Source organism: Caloramator sp. (assembly GCF_020054765.1).
In the GTDB taxonomy this organism is placed as follows: Bacteria; Bacillota; Clostridia; order Clostridiales; family Caloramatoraceae; genus Thermobrachium; species Thermobrachium proteoclasticum.
This window is the reverse complement of the sequence record NZ_JAIHAO010000001.1, coordinates 34189-54824: the sequence shown is the minus strand read 5'-3', so window position 1 is coordinate 54824 and position 20636 is coordinate 34189. Positions and strand designations below refer to the sequence as shown.

Annotated in this window: 18 protein-coding genes; 15 read left to right on the top strand and 3 right to left on the bottom strand. The window is 29.9% G+C overall.

Annotated elements, in window-relative coordinates:
- Positions 1-53: 53 nt before the first annotated feature.
- Positions 54-1043, top strand: coding sequence for a sulfide/dihydroorotate dehydrogenase-like FAD/NAD-binding protein (locus tag JG776_RS00295; protein ID WP_291963863.1), 990 nt, complete (start codon positions 54-56; stop codon positions 1041-1043).
- Positions 1040-2317, top strand: coding sequence for an FAD-dependent oxidoreductase (locus JG776_RS00290; RefSeq protein WP_291963862.1), 1278 nt, complete (start codon positions 1040-1042; stop codon positions 2315-2317). The genes JG776_RS00295 and JG776_RS00290 overlap by 4 nt, the downstream gene beginning before the upstream one ends.
- Before the next feature lie 316 nt (positions 2318-2633).
- Here the strand turns inward: JG776_RS00290 and JG776_RS00285 are convergent, their stop codons facing one another.
- Positions 2634-3170, bottom strand: a complete 537-nt coding sequence (locus JG776_RS00285) for an exonuclease domain-containing protein (RefSeq protein ID WP_291963861.1) — start codon at positions 3168-3170, stop codon at positions 2634-2636.
- Between the two features lie 165 nt (positions 3171-3335).
- Here JG776_RS00285 and JG776_RS00280 point away from each other — a divergent pair, with 165 nt between their 5' ends.
- The 5 genes from JG776_RS00280 (at position 3336) to JG776_RS00260 (ending at position 8668) form a co-directional block, all read left to right on the top strand.
- The gene (locus JG776_RS00280; protein ID WP_291963860.1) at positions 3336-4043 is read left to right on the top strand and encodes a pseudouridine synthase; all 708 of its coding nucleotides are present in this window, start codon (positions 3336-3338) and stop codon (positions 4041-4043) included.
- A 12-nt stretch (positions 4044-4055) separates the two neighbouring features.
- On the top strand, positions 4056-5666 hold the full coding sequence (locus tag JG776_RS00275) for a LytS/YhcK type 5TM receptor domain-containing protein (protein WP_291963859.1): 1611 nt from the start codon (positions 4056-4058) through the stop codon (positions 5664-5666).
- Position 5667: 1 nt separating this feature from the next.
- Positions 5668-6432 carry a LytTR family DNA-binding domain-containing protein gene (locus JG776_RS00270; RefSeq protein ID WP_291963858.1) on the top strand — a complete coding sequence of 255 codons (765 nt, stop codon included), beginning with the start codon at positions 5668-5670 and terminating at the stop codon, positions 6430-6432.
- Between the two features lie 150 nt (positions 6433-6582).
- Positions 6583-8025 carry a carbon starvation CstA family protein gene (locus JG776_RS00265; RefSeq protein ID WP_291963857.1) on the top strand — a complete coding sequence of 481 codons (1443 nt, stop codon included), beginning with the start codon at positions 6583-6585 and terminating at the stop codon, positions 8023-8025.
- A 64-nt stretch (positions 8026-8089) separates the two neighbouring features.
- Positions 8090-8668: a class I SAM-dependent methyltransferase gene (locus tag JG776_RS00260; RefSeq protein ID WP_291963856.1), complete on the top strand. Its 579-nt coding sequence runs from the start codon at positions 8090-8092 to the stop codon at positions 8666-8668.
- Here JG776_RS00260 and JG776_RS00255 read toward each other — a convergent pair.
- Entirely contained in the window at positions 8631-9281 is a 651-nt protein-coding gene (locus JG776_RS00255) for a hypothetical protein (RefSeq protein ID WP_291963855.1), read from the bottom strand. The two genes, JG776_RS00260 and JG776_RS00255, sit on opposite strands and share 38 nt — an antisense overlap.
- A gap of 76 nt (positions 9282-9357) precedes the next feature.
- Between JG776_RS00255 and surE the strand changes: the two genes are divergently transcribed.
- The 7 genes from surE (at position 9358) to JG776_RS00220 (ending at position 16012) form a co-directional block, all read left to right on the top strand.
- Entirely contained in the window at positions 9358-10131 is a 774-nt protein-coding gene (gene surE, locus JG776_RS00250; RefSeq protein WP_291963854.1) for a 5'/3'-nucleotidase SurE, read from the top strand.
- Positions 10132-10247: 116 nt separating this feature from the next.
- The gene (locus JG776_RS00245; protein WP_291963981.1) at positions 10248-11129 is read left to right on the top strand and encodes a MurR/RpiR family transcriptional regulator; all 882 of its coding nucleotides are present in this window, start codon (positions 10248-10250) and stop codon (positions 11127-11129) included.
- A 104-nt stretch (positions 11130-11233) separates the two neighbouring features.
- Positions 11234-12457 (top strand): NAD(P)/FAD-dependent oxidoreductase, encoded by a 1224-nt coding sequence (locus tag JG776_RS00240; RefSeq protein ID WP_291963853.1) that lies wholly within the window; start codon positions 11234-11236, stop codon positions 12455-12457.
- Between the two features lie 10 nt (positions 12458-12467).
- Positions 12468-12830: a chorismate mutase gene (gene aroH, locus JG776_RS00235; RefSeq protein WP_291963852.1), complete on the top strand. Its 363-nt coding sequence runs from the start codon at positions 12468-12470 to the stop codon at positions 12828-12830.
- 38 nt (positions 12831-12868) lie between these two features.
- Positions 12869-13531 carry a (d)CMP kinase gene (gene cmk / locus JG776_RS00230; RefSeq protein WP_291963851.1) on the top strand — a complete coding sequence of 221 codons (663 nt, stop codon included), beginning with the start codon at positions 12869-12871 and terminating at the stop codon, positions 13529-13531.
- Positions 13528-14115: a 1-acyl-sn-glycerol-3-phosphate acyltransferase gene (locus JG776_RS00225; protein WP_027308234.1), complete on the top strand. Its 588-nt coding sequence runs from the start codon at positions 13528-13530 to the stop codon at positions 14113-14115. Before cmk ends, JG776_RS00225 begins: the two co-directional genes overlap by 4 nt.
- Before the next feature lies 1 nt (position 14116).
- Positions 14117-16012, top strand: a complete 1896-nt coding sequence (locus JG776_RS00220; protein WP_291963850.1) for a bifunctional 4-hydroxy-3-methylbut-2-enyl diphosphate reductase/30S ribosomal protein S1 — start codon at positions 14117-14119, stop codon at positions 16010-16012.
- A 50-nt stretch (positions 16013-16062) separates the two neighbouring features.
- Here the strand turns inward: JG776_RS00220 and JG776_RS00215 are convergent, their stop codons facing one another.
- On the bottom strand, positions 16063-17694 hold the full coding sequence (locus tag JG776_RS00215; protein ID WP_291963849.1) for a putative manganese-dependent inorganic diphosphatase: 1632 nt from the start codon (positions 17692-17694) through the stop codon (positions 16063-16065).
- 157 nt (positions 17695-17851) lie between these two features.
- On the opposite strand from JG776_RS00215, the gene JG776_RS00210 reads away from it, so the two are divergent.
- On the top strand, positions 17852-20467 hold the full coding sequence (locus tag JG776_RS00210) for a calcium-translocating P-type ATPase, SERCA-type (RefSeq protein ID WP_291963980.1): 2616 nt from the start codon (positions 17852-17854) through the stop codon (positions 20465-20467).
- The last annotated feature ends 169 nt before the right edge of the window (positions 20468-20636 follow it).

The following is a 20636-nucleotide window of genomic DNA, read 5'->3' as shown; positions in this document are numbered from 1 at the left end:
TTTGTAACAACTTTTTGTAAATTGAATAATCTATAAAAGAAGGGGGGGTTTTGGTGTATAGATTTGTTGAGTGTATAGATGCAGGATCAGATTTCTGTCCTTGCCATTTAGCAGAAAAGGGAGAATGTATAATCTGTAGCCAACTTCAAAACAAAGTTTTCTGTGACTGTCTATATTGGAAAGGTACTTGTATATATCAAGAATTAATTAACAATGGAAATAAGGCAAAAAAAAATAGAGAATATAAAAAATACAATATAGTATCTGTTAATAAAATAAGAGATGATTTGTATTTGTATGAAGTAAAAGTCACAAATTATTTAGTTAGAGAGTTAGATAATTTTGGAGCTTTTGTTTTTATTAAGAAACCTCAAAATCCTGACTATTTTGGTACTCCAATTTCTATTATGGATGTTGATTATGAAAAATCAACTGTAACTATGCTAATAAAGGTACATGGAATAAAGACTAAGGATATAGCAGAATGTAGTGAAAATATTATGTTAAAGGGACCATATTGGAATGGAATACAGGGACAAAGATTTTTAAGGAATCTAAGAAATACAAACGTACTAATTTTGGGGCGTGGAGTTGCAGCGTCTCCAGGTGTACTAGCTACAAGAAGACTAAAACTATATGATAACAATATATTTGTTCTACTTGATAAGGGAAGAAGCCAAGAGAATGCGTGTACTTCATATTATAAAAAGTATGGAGCAAATGTTGAAAATTTAAATATTATCAACTATAAAACAAAGTATCTAACAGATGATTTTATAGATAAAATTGAAAAAATTTTAAATACAAATGAGATACCAGTAATATTAGTCGCTGGAGATGATGATTTTAATAGATTACTGATTAATTATATATATAAATTAAATAATAAAATATATTTTGCAAGTGTTAATAACCATATTATGTGCTGTGGAGAAGGTGTATGTGGAAGTTGCCAAATAAATTTATCAGGAAAGTATATACGTTCCTGTAAGCAACAATACAATCCGATTGAATATTATTTAATGGAGGATGGTAATAAATGAGGGTTGTTGTAGTTGGTGGTGGTTGGGCAGGTTGTGCTGCAGCATTACAAGCAAAAAAATGTGGAGCAGATGTTATGTTAATAGAAAGAACTGATATGCTTTTAGGTTTAGGTAATGTTGGTGGAATAATGAGAAATAATGGAAGATTTACTGCTGCAGAAGAATTAATTGCTTTAGGAGCAGATGATTTGTTTAAAATTATTGAGAGGTGCACAAGACATAAAAATATAGATTTTCCAGGGCATAAACACGCAGATTTATATGATGTAACAATTATAGAGGCAAACATAAGACGCTATCTTTTAAGTTTAGGTATTGAAATAAAATTTGAAACAAGAGCAGTAGATGTAGATGTAGAAAAGAACCATATTAATGCAATTTATCTTCAGGATGGGCAAGGTATTGAAGGAGATGTATATATAGAAACAACTGGCTCAACAGGTCCTATGGGTAACTGTATAAGATATGGTAAGGGTTGTTCAATGTGCATTTTAAGATGTCCATCATATGGGCCAAGAGTTAGTTTAAGTCAAAGGGCAGGAGTAGAAGATATACTTGGAATGAGAGATGATGGTATTTTTGGAGCAATGAGTGGTTCGTGCAAACTTGATAAAAATTCTCTATCAGAGGAAATAAGAGAGGAATTAGATGCTAAAGGTGTATATATTACAGATATACCACAAGAGGATATACATCCAGAAAAATTGAAAATGAAGGTTTGTCAGCAATATGCTCTTAAAGAATTCGCAGAAAAGGTTATTTTATTGGATACTGGACACGCAAAGCTTATGACAAGTTATTATCCTCTGGAAAATTTAAGAAAGTTAAAGGGTTTTGAAAATGTAAGATTTATTGATCCATATGCAGGAGGAAGAGCAAACTCTATAAGATATTTATCAATGGCACCAAGGGATAATACAATGAAGGTAGTAGGACTTGATAACCTTTTTGTTGGTGGAGAAAAGAGCGGGTTATTTGTGGGACACACAGAAGCAATAGTAACAGGAACCTTAGCAGGATATAATGCTGTAAGAAGTGTACTTGGATTGAAATGCATAGAATTACCATCAACCTTAGCAGTTGGAGATATAATTAAATATGAAAACGAAGGTAAGAAAAATAAAAAAGGACTTACTAAAAGATATACTTTTGCAGGTTCGGAATATTTTGAAAGAATGAAGAGTTTAGGATTATATATAACAGATGTTGAAGAAATAAAACAAAAGGTAAGTAAGCTAATGATTGATGGAATATTTAAAGAAAAGCTTATTTAGGGGCATAATATGCTCCTCAGACTGTTGAAAAAGTTATGTAATGATTAGCCCCATGAAGGATTTCTTAGGCATTCGTTCTACGGCTTAAGCAATTCTAAGCTTTTCTTTGTTTGAAAAAGTCCTACCCTCGCGATGCCATCGTCCTGATGGCCGCTCGGCTCGTCACGTCCTGTGCCGAATTACGGACTTTTTCAAATTCGAAAAGTAAGAATTGCTAATGCTCATGAAAGAGCCTTTGAAATCCTATCATGGGGCTTTTTCATACTTTAGCTAACAATTAGGTTTGTCAACAATCTGAGGGGTAAGATATGCCCCTTTATTTCTTACAGTACTCTATATATATGTTTGCAGCAACCAATGTATCATCGTAAGCTCTATGGCTTTTTAAATTTAATCTATAAAAGTTTTTGATTGTTTCTAACTTATGGTTAGGGAGTTGTGGATATAATTTTCTTGCGATTTTGACTGTATCTATAAAAACATTATCTATTATATCTTCATTACATAAATGTAAAGATGAATATTTAATGAATTTACCATCAAAACCTGCATTATGTGCAACTATAGGTAAACCTTCAATAAATTTTATGAATTTAGGAAATACTTGATCTATAGTAGGTTTTGTTTTGACCATATCATTAGAAATACCATTAATTAAAGTTATATAACTTGGTATTTCTATTTTAGGATTAATTAGTGTATGAAAGGAATCAATTATATTATAATTATCATATTTTATTGCTGCTATTTCTATTATTTTATCATTTTGTGGATTAAGTCCAGTTGTTTCTAAATCCAATGCCACAAAAGATTTGTATACTTTTTCAGAATAAATTATTTTTTTTATTGACATTTTTTTCAGCTCCTTTTAAAAGATTACAAGATATTATAACATTTTTAGGAAGTAAATAATAGATATTTTATTATGTAAATAAATAAGTAATTAGTTATTTATGGCTACTATGTTGTTTTAAGTATCTTTTATTATTATAATTAATAACAAGAAGGGAGTGTAAAGATGAAAGAGAGAATTCAAAAGTATTTAGCAAGATGTGGTATAGCTTCAAGAAGGAAGGCTGAGGAATTAGTATTACAAGGTAAAGTAAAAGTTAATGGTAATGTAATTAAAGAAATTGTTACTGTAGATACTGAACTTGATGTTGTAGAGGTTAATGGAAAAGTAGTAAAACCAGAGGAAAATAAAATTTATATTATATTAAATAAACCAACTGGATATATAACATCAGTTAAAGACCAATTCGGAAGAAAAACAGTGGTAGATTTAGTTGATGTAAAAGAGAGAATTTTTCCAGTAGGTAGATTAGACTATGATACATCTGGGTTACTTATATTAACAAACGATGGTGAAGTTGCAAACAAATTAATGCATCCTTCAAAGGAAATAGACAAGGTATATATAGCAGAAATTGAAGGAGTACCAACAAGGGAAGAGATGGAAAGATTTAAAAGGGGATTAAAGATAGAGGATTATGTAACTGCACCAGCAAAAATAAAATTGATAAAGCAAAGGAATAAAACAAGTATTGTCGAAGTAATAATACACGAGGGAAGAAACAGACAAGTTAGAAAAATGTGTAGTGCCATAGGACATAAAGTATTGAAGTTAAAGAGGGTTAGAATTGGTAGTTTAGAATTAGGAAATTTAAAAGAGGGTGAATGGAGATATTTAAACATCAATGAAATAGAATATTTAAAATCATTGTAGTGAGGGGATTATATGTTATATCTACAATTATTTGAAAGAATGTCAATTATAGCTTTAGCAGCTTATGTGTTTTCTCAAACTATTATGTTTAAAAAACTTTTTACAAGAAAAATTATGAGCATTGAAAAAGTTATGTTGGTAGCATTTTTTTCAATACTTTCTATTATGGGTACATATTTAGGTGTCAAAGTTCAGGGAGGAGCAATTGCAAATATAAGGCCTATAGGTGCAATTGTTGCAGGACTTATAGGTGGTCCCCTTGTAGGTATTACTGTGGGTATTATTGCAGGACTACATAGGTACACATTAGGTGGGTTTACTGCCTTATCATGTGCCTTTTCAACTGTTGCAGAAGGATTAGTTGGTGGTATATTTAAATCCTATATTAAAAGAGGTAAGAGTGATATTATAATAAGTTTTATTGCAGGAATAATAGCAGAGGTTACCCAAGTAATTATTATTTTGTTGTTGGCAAAACCCTTTGAGGCAGCATTGGAGTTAGAAAAAAACATTGGTCTTCCTATGATATTAATAAATTCCTTTGGTGTAGCTTTGTTTATTAATATAATTAATAATGTAAAGGATGATTTAAATAAAATTGCTGCATTTAATGCCTATAGGGCATTAAACATAGCTAAGAAATCTTCAGTTTATTTAAAATTAGGCTTAAACAGGGATATTGCAAAGGAAATTTGCAACATAATATCAGCAGAAACGAGAGCAAAATGTGTATTTATCTGTGTTGAAAATGAAGTTCTTTATACAACAAAATATGATGAAATATATATAAAAGATATTTTACTTAATTTAGATATAGATAAAACATCTGAACTGGTTAAACATAATAATAATTGTTTTTATGTAGCAAAACTTTCTTCAGAACATAATTTAAAGGGATATTTAGGAGTAAGCATAAAAAATTGCAATGATGTAGACAAATATTATATAGATTTTCTTGATGAATTAGCAGAACTTTTATCAATACAAATGGAAATAATTAGATTAAATACTATAGCACAAAATATTTATAAATCTGAACTTAAAGCACTTAAAGCTCAAATACATCCACATTTTTTATTTAATGCATTAAATACAATTGCATCATTTTGCAGAACAAATCCTTTAAAGGCAAGGGAGTTAATATTAAGTTTATCTAATTATTTTAGAGGAACATTAAAAAGAAATGATGAATTTGTAGAAATAAAGGATGAGATAGATTTAATAAATTCATATATCGAAATAGAAAAGGCAAGATTTGGAGATAGATTAAATTTTTACTGCGATGTTGAAGATAAAATAAAGGAATATAAAATACCTACCTTTATTTTGCAACCAATAGTTGAAAATTCAATTAAACACGGTATTTCACCAAAGGCGGTTGGAGGGAGTGTTTTTTTAAAAGGGTTTAAAGAAGATAAATATTTAACTTTTATAATTGAGGATACAGGAGTTGGATTTAATAAAAATTATTGTGATTCAATAAGAAAAGGAGAAGGTATTGGAATTACAAATATTATAGAGAGACTAAAGCTATATTATGGGAAGAATTACTTATTCGATATGCAAAGTGCTTTAGAGGAAGGAACTAAAACAACAATAAAGATTCCAATTATGGAGGGATAAAATGAGAAATATTAAATGTCTTATTGTAGAAGATGAAACTCCTGCAATAGAGGAAATAAAATTTAATCTTTCAAAGTATAATGATGTTACTATTGAAGACTGTGCTACAAATTATATAGATGCTTTATCTAAAATAGAGAAACAAGATTTTGATGTAGTATTTTTAGATATAAATATTCCAGGGGGAAGTGGAATAGAGCTTGGAAGAATTATTAAGAAAAAGAATAATAAAACTGATATAGTTTTTATAACTGCCTATGACGAATATGCAATTAAAGCCTTTGAATATAATGCATTAGATTATATCTTAAAGCCGATCGATGAAAAGAGGTTTGATGAAACTATAAATAGATTAAGGGACTCATTTAAAATAAAAAATAATGATATTTATTTTATTAATGAACAAATAGAAGAGGTAATGAAGAAGGTTTTAAAGGAAAGGGAAAAGTCAATTCCTTGTGAAGTAAATGGGAAAATAATATTAATAAATATAGAGGATATTATTTATTTTTCTATTGAGCAGGATAGGACAATAATAAAAACCTTTAATAATACGTATGAAACAAAATTTACACTAAATGATTTGGAGAAGATGACTGGATTTATAAGAACTCATAGAAGTTTTTTAGTCAATCCTAATAAAGTAAAAGAAATTCATCCTTGGTTTAATGGTACATATAAAATGATTATGAAGGATAACAATAATTCTGAGGTACCAGTAAGCAGAAGTAAATCGAGGTATATTAGGGATTATTATAATATATAATTTTTGCTAAAATGCAAATAAACCTTCAAAATTTACATTTAAAGATAATAAAAATGCATTTTACCCTCAAATAAATGCTAAAACAATTTTTAAGTGATATTATTAAAATATAAATTGTACAAACATTCAAAAAATAAAAGGAGGGTTAAAATGTATTCATTTATCTTTGGAATTATACTATTACTTCTTGGGTATTATGTCTATGGAACTTATGTAGAAAAACAATTTGGCATTAATGAAAAGAGGTTAACACCTGCATATGCTCTTCAAGATGGTGTTGACTATGTGCCAATGCCAACGTGGAAGGTCTACTTAATACAGCTACTAAATATTGCTGGACTTGGACCAATATTTGGAGCCATCCAAGGTGCACTATTTGGACCAGCAGCGTTCTTGTGGATAGTCTTTGGAAGCATATTTGCTGGAGCAGTTCATGACTATCTGTCAGGTATGATCTCTATAAGACATAAGGGTGCAAGCCTTTCTGAAATACAGGGTATTTATTTAGGAAAAAAGATACAAAACATAATGAGAGTTTTTACAATAGTTCTTTTAGTATTAGTTGGCGTTGTTTTTGTTACAGGACCTGCTAAGCTACTTGCAGCAATAACCCCATCAAGTATGACAGTTACATTTTGGGTAGTTGTAGTTTTTGCATACTACTTCTTAGCAACAATGCTACCTATAGATGTGCTAATTGGAAACTTATATCCACTATTTGGTATAGCACTAATTGTTATGGCAGTGGGTGTTGGTGGAGCTATAATTCTAAAAGGATACAATATACCAGAAATATCATTAGTTAATTTACATCCTAAAAAATTACCAATATTCCCAATGATGTTTATAACAATAGCCTGTGGTGCGATTTCAGGTTTCCATGCTACACAATCACCACTTATGGCAAGATGTATGAAGAATGAAAAATATGGTAGAAGCGTATTTTACGGAGCAATGATAGCAGAAGGTGTTATTGCACTTGTTTGGGCAGCGGCTGGTATGGCATTTTATAAGGGAGTACCTGGTCTTGCAGCAGTTCTTGGGAAGGTTGGACCAAGTGGTGTTGTTCTTGAAATAACAAAGACATTGCTTGGACCAATTGGTGGAGTGCTTGCTATGTTAGGTGTTGTAGCTTGTCCTATAACATCTGGTGATACAGCCTTCAGAGGTGCAAGATTAATGCTTGCTGATATGATAAAATTCTCACAAGATAAGATAACTAAGAGATTATTATTAGCAATTCCATTATTTGCTCTAGGTATAGGCTTAACATTTATTAATTTTGATATAGTTTGGAGATATTTTGCTTGGGCAAATCAAACACTTGCAATGGTTACACTTTGGGCAGCAGCAGTTTATCTATATAAATATAAAAAGAATTATTGGATAGCTGTAGTTCCTGCAACATTTATGTCATATGTTTCAATCAGCTATATATTACAGGCAAAGGAAGGATTTAAACTACCCGCAAATACCTCAAATGTTATAGGATTAATAGTAGCAGGGTTACTTTTAGCTATATTTATGATAAAAACAAAAGAATTTGTAAAAACAATAAAGGATATAGAAGAAGAAGTAGCCATAACAGAATAAAAGGTGTAAAATATTTGAGGATGCATTAGCATCCTCAAATTTATTTTTTGTAAGGAGTGGTCTGATGTATAAAGTAGTTTTAAAAGCAACAAGTTTAGCACATAAGATAGTAGAGAAAGTTGTAGTAGATGGAGATGTTGTAGTTGATGCAACTTTAGGTAATGGAAATGATTCATTGTTCTTAAGTTCGTTAACTATAAATGGGATGGTATATTCCTTTGAGGTGCAAAAATCTGCAGTTGACAGGTTTAATAAAATTATAGATGAAGAGGGAATTAAAAATATTAAAGTTATAAATAACGGTCATCAAAATATGGATTTATATATAGACAAAAAAGTTAAAGCAATAATGTTTAATTTGGGTTATTTGCCAGGTTCAGATAAGACCATAACAACAAAAAGTTATACTACTTTAGAGGCTGTTCAAAAGGGTTTGAAATTATTAGTTCCAGGTGGAGTGATGACAATTGCTGTATATGTTGGCCACGAGGAGGGACAAAGGGAGGCAGAGGACTTACTTAAGGAAATAACCGAATTAGATTCAAAGCATTTTTCTGTTATGAATATAAATTTCATTAATAGAAAAAATGCACCATTTTTGTTAGTTATTGAGAAAAATGACAGTTATCGTGAAGATATATAAACTGTTTTTTATTTGTAGTAAATTCAATAACTTTAATCTTAGATGGAGTAGTTATTTTTTTACCGCATTTTAAACAGGTATAGTTACCTGTAACTATATAGTCATAATGAATGTGTAGTTGAGTGTTTGAGTATTTTTTCCAGCTATTCCAGGCTGTTTTACATAGCTTTACTCTATTTTTTTTATCTGCAAACACCCATCTTAACATTTTATGAAAGTGAAATGGGTATTTGGTATACCTTAAATAATCATAGGGTATACCAATTTGAGTACAGTAATCTATAAAAGATGTCTCAATAAGTGATTGTAAAGGGTCGGATATTTTTGTGCTTAATACATTATAATTATTATTTATAAGAAAATCTCTTGTTTTATTAAATATATAACCTTGACAAATTTCTATTGGTTCATTTTTATCTATATTTAAATATTTTATATATTTTTTTATTATGGAGAGAGTATAGTCTTCATAGCGCTTATTTTCAAAATATGGAGAAGTGAAGTACTTTATTGGGATTACATCCCACATATATTCATTTGTTTCAATCCTTAGAATTCCAACGGCTGTACCACCAACTAAGCTTCCACTACCTGCATCGTCTATTTGTATCATTGTGTTACTCCTTTCATAGTATTTATTAATATTATGTATAATAAAAGGTGATTATATTAAAAAAGGAGGCTTCTTTATGCGAATTTTATTAACCAACGACGATGGAATTAAAGCAGAAGGAATAATAGCTTTAGCAAAGGTTCTTCATTTGGAACACGAAGTAACAGTTATTGCACCTGATACTCAAAAAAGTGCCTGTGGGCATTCAATTACTATATATAGACCCTTAACAGTTAGAGAATATAAAATTGAAGGTTTAAATTGCAAATGTTTTTCTATTGATGGAACACCTGCAGATTGCGTAAAGATGGGTATAAATAAGTTGATGGATGGAAAGGTGGATTTAATAATATCAGGGATAAATGATGGATTAAATGTTGGAACAGATGTATTGTATTCTGGTACGGTATCAGCTGCTATTGAAGGGGCTATATATAAAATACCATCTATAGCTGTTTCTATGGACAGAGATAATGGAAATATAAATTATGAAGTTGCAGCATTGTTTATAAAAAGATTATTAGAAAATGTTGATGTGACCTCTATAGGGAATGATGTTGTACTTAACATTAATGTTCCTAATTTAGATTATTCTAAAATAAGAGGTTATAAGATATGCAATTTAGGTACACGAATCTATTCAAATATATTTATTGAAAAATTTAGTAGTGAAATAGAAAGGATATTCGAAATTCAAGGAAAACCTACGGATGATGTCGTAGAAAATACAGATGTATACTTTATTAATAATGGGTTTATAACAATAACTCCATTGCACTATGACTTAACAAATTTTAAATTATTAAAAAGAGTAGAAAATGAATTTAAAAATGAATTTTTATTTAAATGACTAAATAAATGATGAATTTGCAACATTGCATTATTCAAATGCAAAATATATTGCAATTTAATGAAAAAGATGTTAGAATAATTTTAGACAATAAAGCTAAAAAGAGGGATGGTAGCATGCAGGAAAACAAGCAGGATTTAATGAAACTTATTCAATTGAAGTTTCCAAGACTTAGTAAAGGACAGAAGTTAATAGCAGAATATATATTAAAACACTATGATAAGGCTGCATTTATGACGGCAGCAAAGCTTGGAACAACAGTAGGAGTTAGTGAATCAACAGTAGTTAGATTTGCCAATGAACTTGGATATAGTGGATATCCTAAATTACAAAAAGCATTGCAGGAAATGATTAAAAATAAACTTACAAGTGTTCAAAGAATAGAAATATCTAATGATTATTTTGTAGAAGAAAATCCACTTAAAAGTGTTTTAAAGGCTGATATGGAAAACCTTAGGGCTACTTTAGAAAAAATAAATATCGATACTTTTGATTCTGCAGTAGATGAAATACTTAAAGCTAAAAGAATTTATATAGTTGGTTTTAGAAGTTCACAGGCTTTAGTTGAGTTTTTAGGATTCTACTTAAATTTAATATTAGATAATGTAAGAATAGTTTCAACAGGTATAAGTGACGTATTTGAAAAACTTTTAAGAGTTGGCCCAAATGATGTAGTAATTGGAATAGGTTTTCCGAGATATTCCACAAGAACTATTGATGCTATGAAATTTTCAAAAAGTAGGGGTGCAAAGGTTATAACTATAACAGATAGTCTTTTATCTCCACTTGCAACATATGCAGACTATACTTTAATTGCACAAAGTAATATGGTTTCATTTGTTGATTCACTTGCTGCTCCTTTAAGTGTAATTAATGCACTTGTTGTAGCAGTTGGGTTAAATGAAAAGGATAAAACACAAGAGACATTTAGAACCCTTGAAGAGATTTGGGAAGAACATAATGTTTATAGCTATAAAAATAAAATTAATAATGAGTAAAAAGCCCACGGGGCTTTTTATTTATTTTTTGCAAAATATATGATATTGTATTGTAAGGCAGATAGTTAGATATAATAACAAAAAAAGAGTAAGGAGAGAAGTATATGAAGAAGGTTGTAGTTGTAGGTGGAGGAGCAGCAGGGATGATGGCAGCAATAAAAGCTGCACAAAGAGGCAATAGAGTTATTTTAATAGAAAAGAATGAAAAATTAGGTAAGAAATTATTCATAACAGGTAAAGGAAGATGTAATGTTACAAGTAACAAGGATATAGAAGAAATTATTCAAAATATACCAGGGAATGGCGAATTTATGTATAGTTCTTTATATACATTTACTAATTATGATTTAATTGATATGATAGAAGCAAAGGGCGTAAAACTTAAGGTAGAAAGAGGAGATAGAGTCTTTCCTCAGTCAGATAAATCAAGCGATATTATAAAATGTTTTGAAGAATATTTAAAGGAAAATAATGTTGAAATATTGTTAAAAACAAAAGTAACTGATATCATAGCAAAGGATAATAAAATATATGGCGTTGAAATAAATAATAATGAGATCATAAGATGTGATTCAGTAGTTCTTGCTACAGGCGGAAAATCTTATCCAGGAACAGGTTCTACGGGAGATGGGTATACCTTTGCAAAAAAATTAGGACATACAATTATTGATATAAGACCGTCATTAGTTCCACTTGTTTGTAAAGAGGAATGGGTAAAAGATTTAATGGGGTTATCTTTGAAAAATGTAAGTATTAAAGTTAAGAATAAAGGTAAAACAATTTATGAGGATTTTGGTGAGATGCTTTTTACTCATTTTGGTGTATCAGGACCTATTATTTTGTCTGCAAGTAGAAAAATATCCGATATATTACCTGATGAAGTTGAAATATTTATTGATCTAAAGCCAGCATTAAATTATCAAGAACTTGATAAAAGAATATTAAAGGATTTTCAAAAGTACATAAATAAACAGTTTAAGAATGCATTAGATGATTTACTTCCACAAAAATTAATTCCTGTTGTAGTTAATTTAAGTGGTATACCAAGTGATAAAGTAGTTAATTCAATTACAAAAAAAGAAAGAGGTCAGCTTGTTAACCTGTTAAAGTCCTTTAAAGTTACAGTAATAGGAACAAGACCAATAGAAGAAGCTATAATTACAAGGGGTGGAGTTAGCGTTAAGGAGGTTGACCCATCAACAATGGAGTCAAAAATTGTTAAAGGCCTGTTTATTGTAGGAGAGTTGCTTGATGTTGATGCATTAACTGGTGGTTTTAATCTCCAAATAGCATTTAGTACAGGATATTGTGCGGGTATGAACTGTTAGGGAGGTAAATATGTTTTCAATTAGAGGTGCAACAACTGTTGAAAAGGATGAAAAGAAATATATTTTAGAAGAGACTGAACTGTTATTAAAAGAAATGATATTAAAAAATGAAGTGAAAATAGAGGATATAGTATCAATAATATTTACAGCAACAAAGGATTTAAAGTCTGCTTATCCAGCAGAAGCTGCAAGAAACATAGGAATTAAGTATGCGGGACTTTTGTGCTTTCAAGAGATGTATGTTGAAAACTCTCTGGATAGATGCATTAGGGTATTAATGTATGTTAACGGTAATAAAAAACAATCTGATGTTAAACATATTTTTCTAAAGAGAGCTACAATATTAAGACCAGATCTCTTGAAGGAGTTTTAATATTTTTATAGAAATATATATATGACAGGAGGCTTAATATGAACAAGATTGCAATTGCTATCGATGGACCTGCAGGTGCAGGAAAAAGCACTATATCAAAATTAATTGCAGAAAAGATGGGAATAGAATATATCGATACTGGAGCAATGTACAGAGCTATAACATTAAAGCTATTAAATAGGGGGGTAGATATAAAAGATATACAATCTGTGAAAGATATAGTAGATGAAACAAAGGTTGAATTAATGAATGGTAGAGTTTATTTAGATGGTGTTGATGTATCCGAAGAAATACGTATGCCATATGTTAGTTCTAAAGTATCAGATGTGGCTGCAATCTCTTGTGTTAGGGAGAGATTGGTTTATTTACAAAGGGAAATGGCAAAAAAGTCAAGTGTAATAATGGATGGAAGAGATATTGGTACAAATGTATTAAAGGATGCACAGATTAAAATATTTTTAACTGCTTCAGTTGAAGAAAGGGCAAAAAGGCGTTTTGTAGAGATGAAAAATAAAGGAATAGATATATCATTTGAAGAAATCTGCAATGATATAAGAAATAGAGACACTATAGATTCAACCAGAGAAATTAACCCTTTAAGAAAGGCAGAGGATGCAATTTTAGTAGATACTACAGGGAAGACAATACAAGAGGTTGTTGATGAAATTATTTCAATTATTAGAGAGGGTGCTAACCTATGAGTTTTTATAGATTTTGTCAAATATTTGTTAAAGGTTTATTTAAGTTAGTTTATAAAGTAGAGATATTTGGAAGTGATAACATACCAAAGGATAAAGGAGCAATTATATGTCCGAATCATTTTCATTGGATGGACCCAATAATAGTTGGAGTGTATACAAAAAGACAAATTAGGTTTATGGCAAAGTATGAGCTTTTTGATAAACCAATATTAAATAAGTTAATTAAAAAATTAGGTGCTTTTCCTGTAAGAAGAGGAGAAGCTGATTTAAATGCTGTAAAAACTACATTGAAGCTATTAAAGGAAAATAATTTAGTTGGTCTTTTTCCCGAAGGAACACGTTCAAAGACAGGCGAACTTGGAGAGGCAAATGCAGGTGTTGCAATGTTTGCCATTAAATCAGGAGTGCCTGTAATACCTGTATGTATTGTTGGCAATTATAGACCATTTACACGTATAAAAATAAAATATGGACAACCAATTGACTATAATAAATATAAAAAAGAAAAGATGACTAATAGTGACTATTTGGAATTAAGCCAGATAGTTATGCAAGAAATTAAAAAATTAAAAGAGGGGATGTAATATGGAAATTTTGGTAGCAAAAACAGCAGGATTTTGTTTTGGAGTTAAAAAAGCCATTGAAAAGGCCTTTAATGAAAAGGGAGATAGGATTTTTACTTATGGTCCTATAATTCACAATAAACAGGTTGTAGAAGAATTGAAAGATAGAGGAATTGATGTGGTTGAAAACTTGGATAATATACAACCTAACGATAAAATTATAGTAAGGTCTCACGGGATTTCAAAGGGAGAATATGAGAAGATAGAACAAATGGGTGCTGTAATTGTAGATGCAACTTGTCCATATGTTAAACATATACATAAAATAGTTGAACAAAGATTTAATGATGGATATAAAATTATAATTGTTGGTGATGAAAATCACCCAGAAGTTAAGGGTATAAATGGTTGGTGTAACAATACTGCAATAATTATTAATGAAATAGAAGATTTAAATAAAATTGATAAAAACTTAGGAAGGATTTGTATTGTTGCACAAACTACCTTTAATCAAAATAAATGGTATAAGATATCATCAGAATTAATAAAATCTGCTAAAGAAATTCTAATTTATAATACTATATGTAGTGCCACTGATGAAAGGCAAAACGAGGCGATAGAACTATCAAATAAAGTTGATGTTATGGTTGTAATTGGTGGAAAAAATAGTTCGAATTCAAGAAAATTATATGAGATTTGTAGAGATAATTGTAAAAAAGCGATTTTCATTGAAGATGAGAATGAACTTAATTTAGATGAAGTTGCTGGTGCAAGTAAGGTTGGTATTACAGCGGGAGCATCTACTCCAGATTATACAATTAAAGCAGTTATTGAAAAGTTAGATTCATTAAATAAATTAGAGGATAGAACTTATGAATCAGATGATGAAATAGATTATAATTTTAAAAATCTTTCAGTTGGAGAAATAGTAGAAGGAAGGGTAATACATATAACAAATGATGAAGTATTTTTTGATATAGGATATAAAGCTGATGGTATATTACCTAAAAATTTAGCTTCTAATAGAATTATCAACTTAAAGGAAATATTCAAAATTGGAGATGTTTATGATTTAGAAGTAGTAAAGCTTTTAGATAAAGAAGGAAATGTTGTATTGAGTAGATTAAATATAGAGAAATACGATATTATAGACGAGTTAGAAAAAATTAAAGAAGAAGGTATATTAATTAAAGTTAAGCTGATAAGTGAAATAAAGGGTGGTTATGAATGTTTATATAATAATATAAAGGCATTTTTACCTGAATCTCACTCTGGTATAACTCAAAGGGATGAAGTTAAAAATCTTCTGGGAAAGGAAATAGAAGTAAATATATTAGATGTAAAATTACAAAAGAATGATAATATAGAAATTGTTGTTTCAAGAAAAAATGTAATTAAGAAGATTATGGAAGAAGAAAAAAGAAAATTTATTGAAGAATTGAGTTTTGGACAGGAATTAAAGGGAAGAATAAAATCCTTTATAGAATCTGGTATTTTTGTTACAGTAGGCCCTATGGATGTTTTTGTTCCTAATTCAGAGGTGTCTTGGGATAGAAAAGTAAAGCCTCAAAAGGAGTTTAAGATAAATCAAGAGGTCAACATTGTTATAACAAAAATAAATAAAAATGAACATAAGGTATCAGGTAGTATTAAAAGGACTATGAAGGAACCTTGGGATGAGTTTATTTCAAAGTATAAAGAAGGAGATATAATAACAGGTAAAGTTGTTGCTTTTGCTGACTATGGAGCGTTTGTAGAAATAATTGAAGGAGTAGATGGCTTAATACACATTTCACAAATAACAACAAGAAGAATTAATAAACCAAGTGATTATTTAAAGATTGGTCAAGTGGTTAAACCTAAGATAATAAGTATTGACTATGATAAGAAAAAGGTTTCATTATCTTTAATAGCGTAAAAAAATTAATTTAAAATGCCAAGAACTCAGTTCTTGGCATTTTTTATATTTTATTCAACTACAGCAGATAGTGGTGGGATTACCTGTTTCTTTCTTGATACAACGCCTGGCAAGTAAACACTGTTATCACCAAGCTGAACGTTAAAGGCTTTAGAAATTAATTCTTTATCTTCGCCAACAAATAGAGCTTCTGAACCTTCCTTAATTATATCTGTTAATAGAAGCATAATTAAGTTATAGTTTTTAGCTTTGCATAAGTTATCCATAAAGCTTATTAATTCCTTCTTTAAATCTTTTAATGCATCTGTGTCCATTGTGTTGACTTGACCAACTCCGATTTTATATTTTCCAAGCGTAAATTCTTTAAAATCTTGATAGAAAATTTCTTCTGGAGTTTTTCCGCTTAATGATGTTCCGGCTTTAAACATTTCATCAGCAAATTTATCAATATCGATTCCTGCAATTTCAGCAAGTTTCTCTGCAGTCATTTTATCTATGTATGTGCAGGTAGGAGACTTAAATTTAAGTGTATCTGATAAAATAGCTGCACATAGGATTCCTGCAATTTGCTTTGAAGGTCTTATTCCGTTTTCAAAATAAATATTTGCAACTATTGTTGATGTACTACCTACAATTTCATTTCTAAAGTATATCGGCTTGCCTGTTTGAATATCTGCAATTCTATGATGGTCTATTATTTCAAGAAGTTCTGCTTCATCAATTCCGTGAACAGATTGAGCTCTTTCGTTGTGGTCCATTAAAATAACCTTTTTCTTCTTTTGTGATATTAGATGGTATCTTGAAATTGTTCCTATTAATTTATTATTATCATCTACAACAGGGTAGCTTCTAAATCTGGTTTGTAGCATTTTTTCTTTTATTTCATCAACAAAGTCATCCAGATTAAAACTTACTATATTTTCTTTTGTCATTACATATTTTACAGGAACACTTTGATTTATTAATCTTGCAGTTGTGAAGGTATCATTTGGAGTAACTATTATTATACATTTAAAGCTTTCTGCTAATTTTATTATTTCTTGTTCAATTTCTGAACCACCAGTTACAATTAATAGGTTTGCACCACTTTCTATTGCAACTTTTTGATTATCACTTCTGTTGCCAACAATTACAATATCACCCTTATCTACAAATGGTTTCATTTGTTCTGGCGCCATAGCAGCAATTACAACTTTGCCACTTGTATTGAATATATCTTGATTGCCAGCAACTAATTTTGCATTTAATGTTTCAATAATATTTGAAAGTGGAGTTTTGCTGTTTGCAAGAATATTTGTGTCTAATGTACTCATATAGTTGTTAGTGATATCTGATAACGTAACAATACCAATAAGTTTTTCGTTTTCATCTACAACAGGAAGTGATTTAATGTTATTTTTTTTCATTAATGACCAAGCGGTTTTAATTGAAATATCCTTAGAGACAGGTACAACCTTATCCATATTTAAATCTGCAACCTGAGGTTTAACAGTAGGTAAATATTCAGGTACAGGGATTCCAAAATAATTTAATATAAATTCAGTTTCCCTATTAATTTCACCTAATCTTCGTGGTTCAGCATTATGCCCAAGCTTTCTTTTTAGTTCAGCATAAGCAATTGCAGAACAGATTGAATCTGAGTCAGGATTTTTGTGACCAGTAACATATATAACATCCTTCAATTTATTCACCTCCTAAAGAAATTACATTAAATTATTATATACTATAAAGTGGTAAATAGTAAATACAAATAAAAAATTATAGAAAATTAAAACAAATATAAAGTTATAGTAGACAGAAAATTTAAATATATATATAGAAGATGTAAGTGGAGGTGGTATTGTGCAACTTGATTTTGAAAACCAATATTTAAATGGCTTATCAAATACAGAGGCCAAAAAAAGGTTACAAAAATTTGGACGTAATGAGATTGTAGTAAATAAGAAAAAATCTAAGTTTAAAATATTCTTATCACAATTTAATGATTTTATTGTATGGGTATTAATAGCAGCAACAGTTATTTCTGGAATTATGGGCGAAAAGGCTGATGCTATAACAATAATTGCAATAATTTTATTAGATGCAATATTAGGTTTTGTACAGGAATATAGAACTGAAAAATCCTTAGAGGCTTTAAAAAAATTATCGGCACCTACTGCAAAGGTTTTTAGAGATGGAAAAATAAACATAATCAATGCTGATGAAATTGTAATAGGAGATTTAATTGAGGTTGAAGCGGGGGATAGAGTACCAGCAGATGCAATAATTATAAAAAGTGAAGCTATAAAATGTGATGAGTCTATTTTAACAGGTGAATCAGTTTCTGTTGAAAAAAAGAGCTACAATGGTAAAACTGCTTTAAAGGATAATTACTTATATATGGGATGCACAGTTACTAATGGAAAGGCAGTTGCAAAGGTAATTGCTACAGGAATGAATACAGAGATGGGAAAAATTGCAAATATGCTACAGAGTATAGATGAGATGCGTACACCTCTACAGGAGAGATTAGATAAATTAGGAGAATATTTAGTCTATGTATGCCTAATTGTGTGTGGAATTGTTACAGTTACTGGTGTTTTAAGAGGTGAAAATATCTATGATATGTTCCTTATCGGTGTTAGCTTAGCGGTTGCTGCAATACCAGAGGGATTGCCTGCAATAGTTACAGTATCTTTAGCATTAGGTGTACAAAGAATGGTAAGAAAAAATGCATTGGTAAAAAAGTTACCAGCTGTAGAGACACTTGGTTGTACAAATGTTATATGTTCAGACAAAACAGGTACGCTTACACAAAATAGGATGACAGTAAAGAAGGTTGTTTTTTATAATAAAGAAATTGATGTAACTGGGGATGGATATGAGTTTAAGGGTGATTTTATTATAAATGGTATTAAAAAAAATATAGATTTAATAATGGATAGTACTCTACATAAATTATTAGATGTCTGTATTCTTTGTAATAATTCATATTATATTTTAGATAGAAAGAAAACAAATTTTTATGGTGACCCAACAGAAATAGCATTATTAGTTTTAACTGAAAAGGCAAAATTGAGCAGAGAAAAATATAAAAATACTTATAAAAGAATAAAGGAAATTCCATTTGATTCTGATAGAAAGATGATGTCTGTAGTTGTTTCAGATGGAAAAAATAAAATTATGTATACTAAGGGTGCTGTTGAAAATATAATTAAAGCTTGTAGTCACATTGAAATAAATAATAAAGTAGTTCCTCTTGATTTAAATTATAAGCGAAGGATAATTGAACAAAATGAAAATATGGCAAAAAATGCTTTAAGAGTTATAGCCTTTGCTTATAAAAATAATGATTCTAATTTTATAGAAAAGGATTTGGTTTTTTTAGGTCTTGTTGGAATGATAGATCCTCCAAGAAGAGAAGTTTTATATTCTGTCCAGGAGTGTAGGGCTGCAGGTATAAAACCTGTTATGATAACTGGAGATCATAAACTAACTGCAGAGGCGATTGCAAAGGAGATTAAGATAATAAATTCAAATGAATTGGTTTTAACAGGAGAAGAATTAGACAATATAAGTGATGAAAAGCTTGTTCAAAATATTGATAAGGTAGCTGTATTTGCAAGAGTAAGACCAGAACATAAATATAGAATTGTTAAGGCATATAAGAGTAAGGGGTATATAGTTGCTATGACGGGTGATGGTGTTAATGATGCACCTGCTGTAAAGGAAGCAGATATAGGAATTGCTATGGGAATACAAGGAACGGATGTAACAAAGGAAGCAGCCGCAATGATTCTGATGGATGACAATTTTTCAACTATTGTAGAGGCTGTACGTGAAGGAAGAGTAATATATGATAATATAAGAAAATTTATAAGATATCTTTTATCCTGTAATATAGGTGAAATATTAACTATGTTTTTAGCAACAATATTAAAGTTGCCAGTACCTCTTATTCCGATTCAAATATTGCTGGTGAATTTAGCAACAGATGGTCTTCCAGCGATGGCACTTAGTTTAGAAGGAGCAGAAGATGACGTTATGTTCAGAAAACCAAGAAACAGAAAGGAGAGTATATTTTCTGAGGGATTATTATTTAAAATACTAAATAGGGGTGCATTAATTGGTATTTGTACAATACTGTCCTTTGTATATACGTTAGTTAAATATGATTCTGATATAGTTTTGGCAAGGACTGTTGCGTTAAGTACTTTAATTATGTCGCAGCTTTTTCATGTTTTTGAATGTAGGAGCGAAAGACAATCTATATTTAACTTAGGAATTTTTACCAATATTTATCTTGTATGGGCAGTTGTAACTTCATTTTTTATGTTGATTATAGTAGTATATATACCTATGTTCCAGGCTATTTTTAAAACTAAATCACTTGACTTATGGCAGTGGATAATCGTTTTCATTTGTTCCGGTTTAATTTCAATTATTTCGAGTATAATTAATTATAAAAGGGGCTAAATACCCCTTTTCAGATTGTTAACAAACTTACTTTTATTAGCTAAAGTATGAAAAGTCCCATGAAAGGATTTCAAAATGGCATATTTTATGAGCTTTAGCAATTCTTAGCTTTAGACTTTGAAAAAGTCCTTAATTCGGCACAGGATGTGCCGAGCCGAGCGGCCATCAG

What these genes read in the sequence shown, in the direction of transcription:
- aroH (WP_291963852.1), top strand. Translation starts at nt 12,468, where the DNA reads ATGTTTTCAATTAGAGGTGCAACAACTGTTGAAAAGGATGAAAAGAAA.
- JG776_RS00240 (WP_291963853.1), top strand. Translation starts at nt 11,234, where the DNA reads ATGAAGAAGGTTGTAGTTGTAGGTGGAGGAGCAGCAGGGATGATGGCA.
- cmk (WP_291963851.1), top strand. Translation starts at nt 12,869, where the DNA reads ATGAACAAGATTGCAATTGCTATCGATGGACCTGCAGGTGCAGGAAAA.
- JG776_RS00260 (WP_291963856.1), top strand. Translation starts at nt 8,090, where the DNA reads ATGTATAAAGTAGTTTTAAAAGCAACAAGTTTAGCACATAAGATAGTA.
- JG776_RS00285 (WP_291963861.1), bottom strand. Translation starts at nt 3,170, where the DNA reads ATGTCAATAAAAAAAATAATTTATTCTGAAAAAGTATACAAATCTTTT.
- JG776_RS00290 (WP_291963862.1), top strand. Translation starts at nt 1,040, where the DNA reads ATGAGGGTTGTTGTAGTTGGTGGTGGTTGGGCAGGTTGTGCTGCAGCA.
- JG776_RS00220 (WP_291963850.1), top strand. Translation starts at nt 14,117, where the DNA reads ATGGAAATTTTGGTAGCAAAAACAGCAGGATTTTGTTTTGGAGTTAAA.
- JG776_RS00275 (WP_291963859.1), top strand. Translation starts at nt 4,056, where the DNA reads ATGTTATATCTACAATTATTTGAAAGAATGTCAATTATAGCTTTAGCA.
- JG776_RS00280 (WP_291963860.1), top strand. Translation starts at nt 3,336, where the DNA reads ATGAAAGAGAGAATTCAAAAGTATTTAGCAAGATGTGGTATAGCTTCA.
- surE (WP_291963854.1), top strand. Translation starts at nt 9,358, where the DNA reads ATGCGAATTTTATTAACCAACGACGATGGAATTAAAGCAGAAGGAATA.
- JG776_RS00255 (WP_291963855.1), bottom strand. Translation starts at nt 9,281, where the DNA reads ATGATACAAATAGACGATGCAGGTAGTGGAAGCTTAGTTGGTGGTACA.
- JG776_RS00270 (WP_291963858.1), top strand. Translation starts at nt 5,668, where the DNA reads ATGAGAAATATTAAATGTCTTATTGTAGAAGATGAAACTCCTGCAATA.
- JG776_RS00245 (WP_291963981.1), top strand. Translation starts at nt 10,248, where the DNA reads ATGCAGGAAAACAAGCAGGATTTAATGAAACTTATTCAATTGAAGTTT.
- JG776_RS00265 (WP_291963857.1), top strand. Translation starts at nt 6,583, where the DNA reads ATGTATTCATTTATCTTTGGAATTATACTATTACTTCTTGGGTATTAT.
- JG776_RS00225 (WP_027308234.1), top strand. Translation starts at nt 13,528, where the DNA reads ATGAGTTTTTATAGATTTTGTCAAATATTTGTTAAAGGTTTATTTAAG.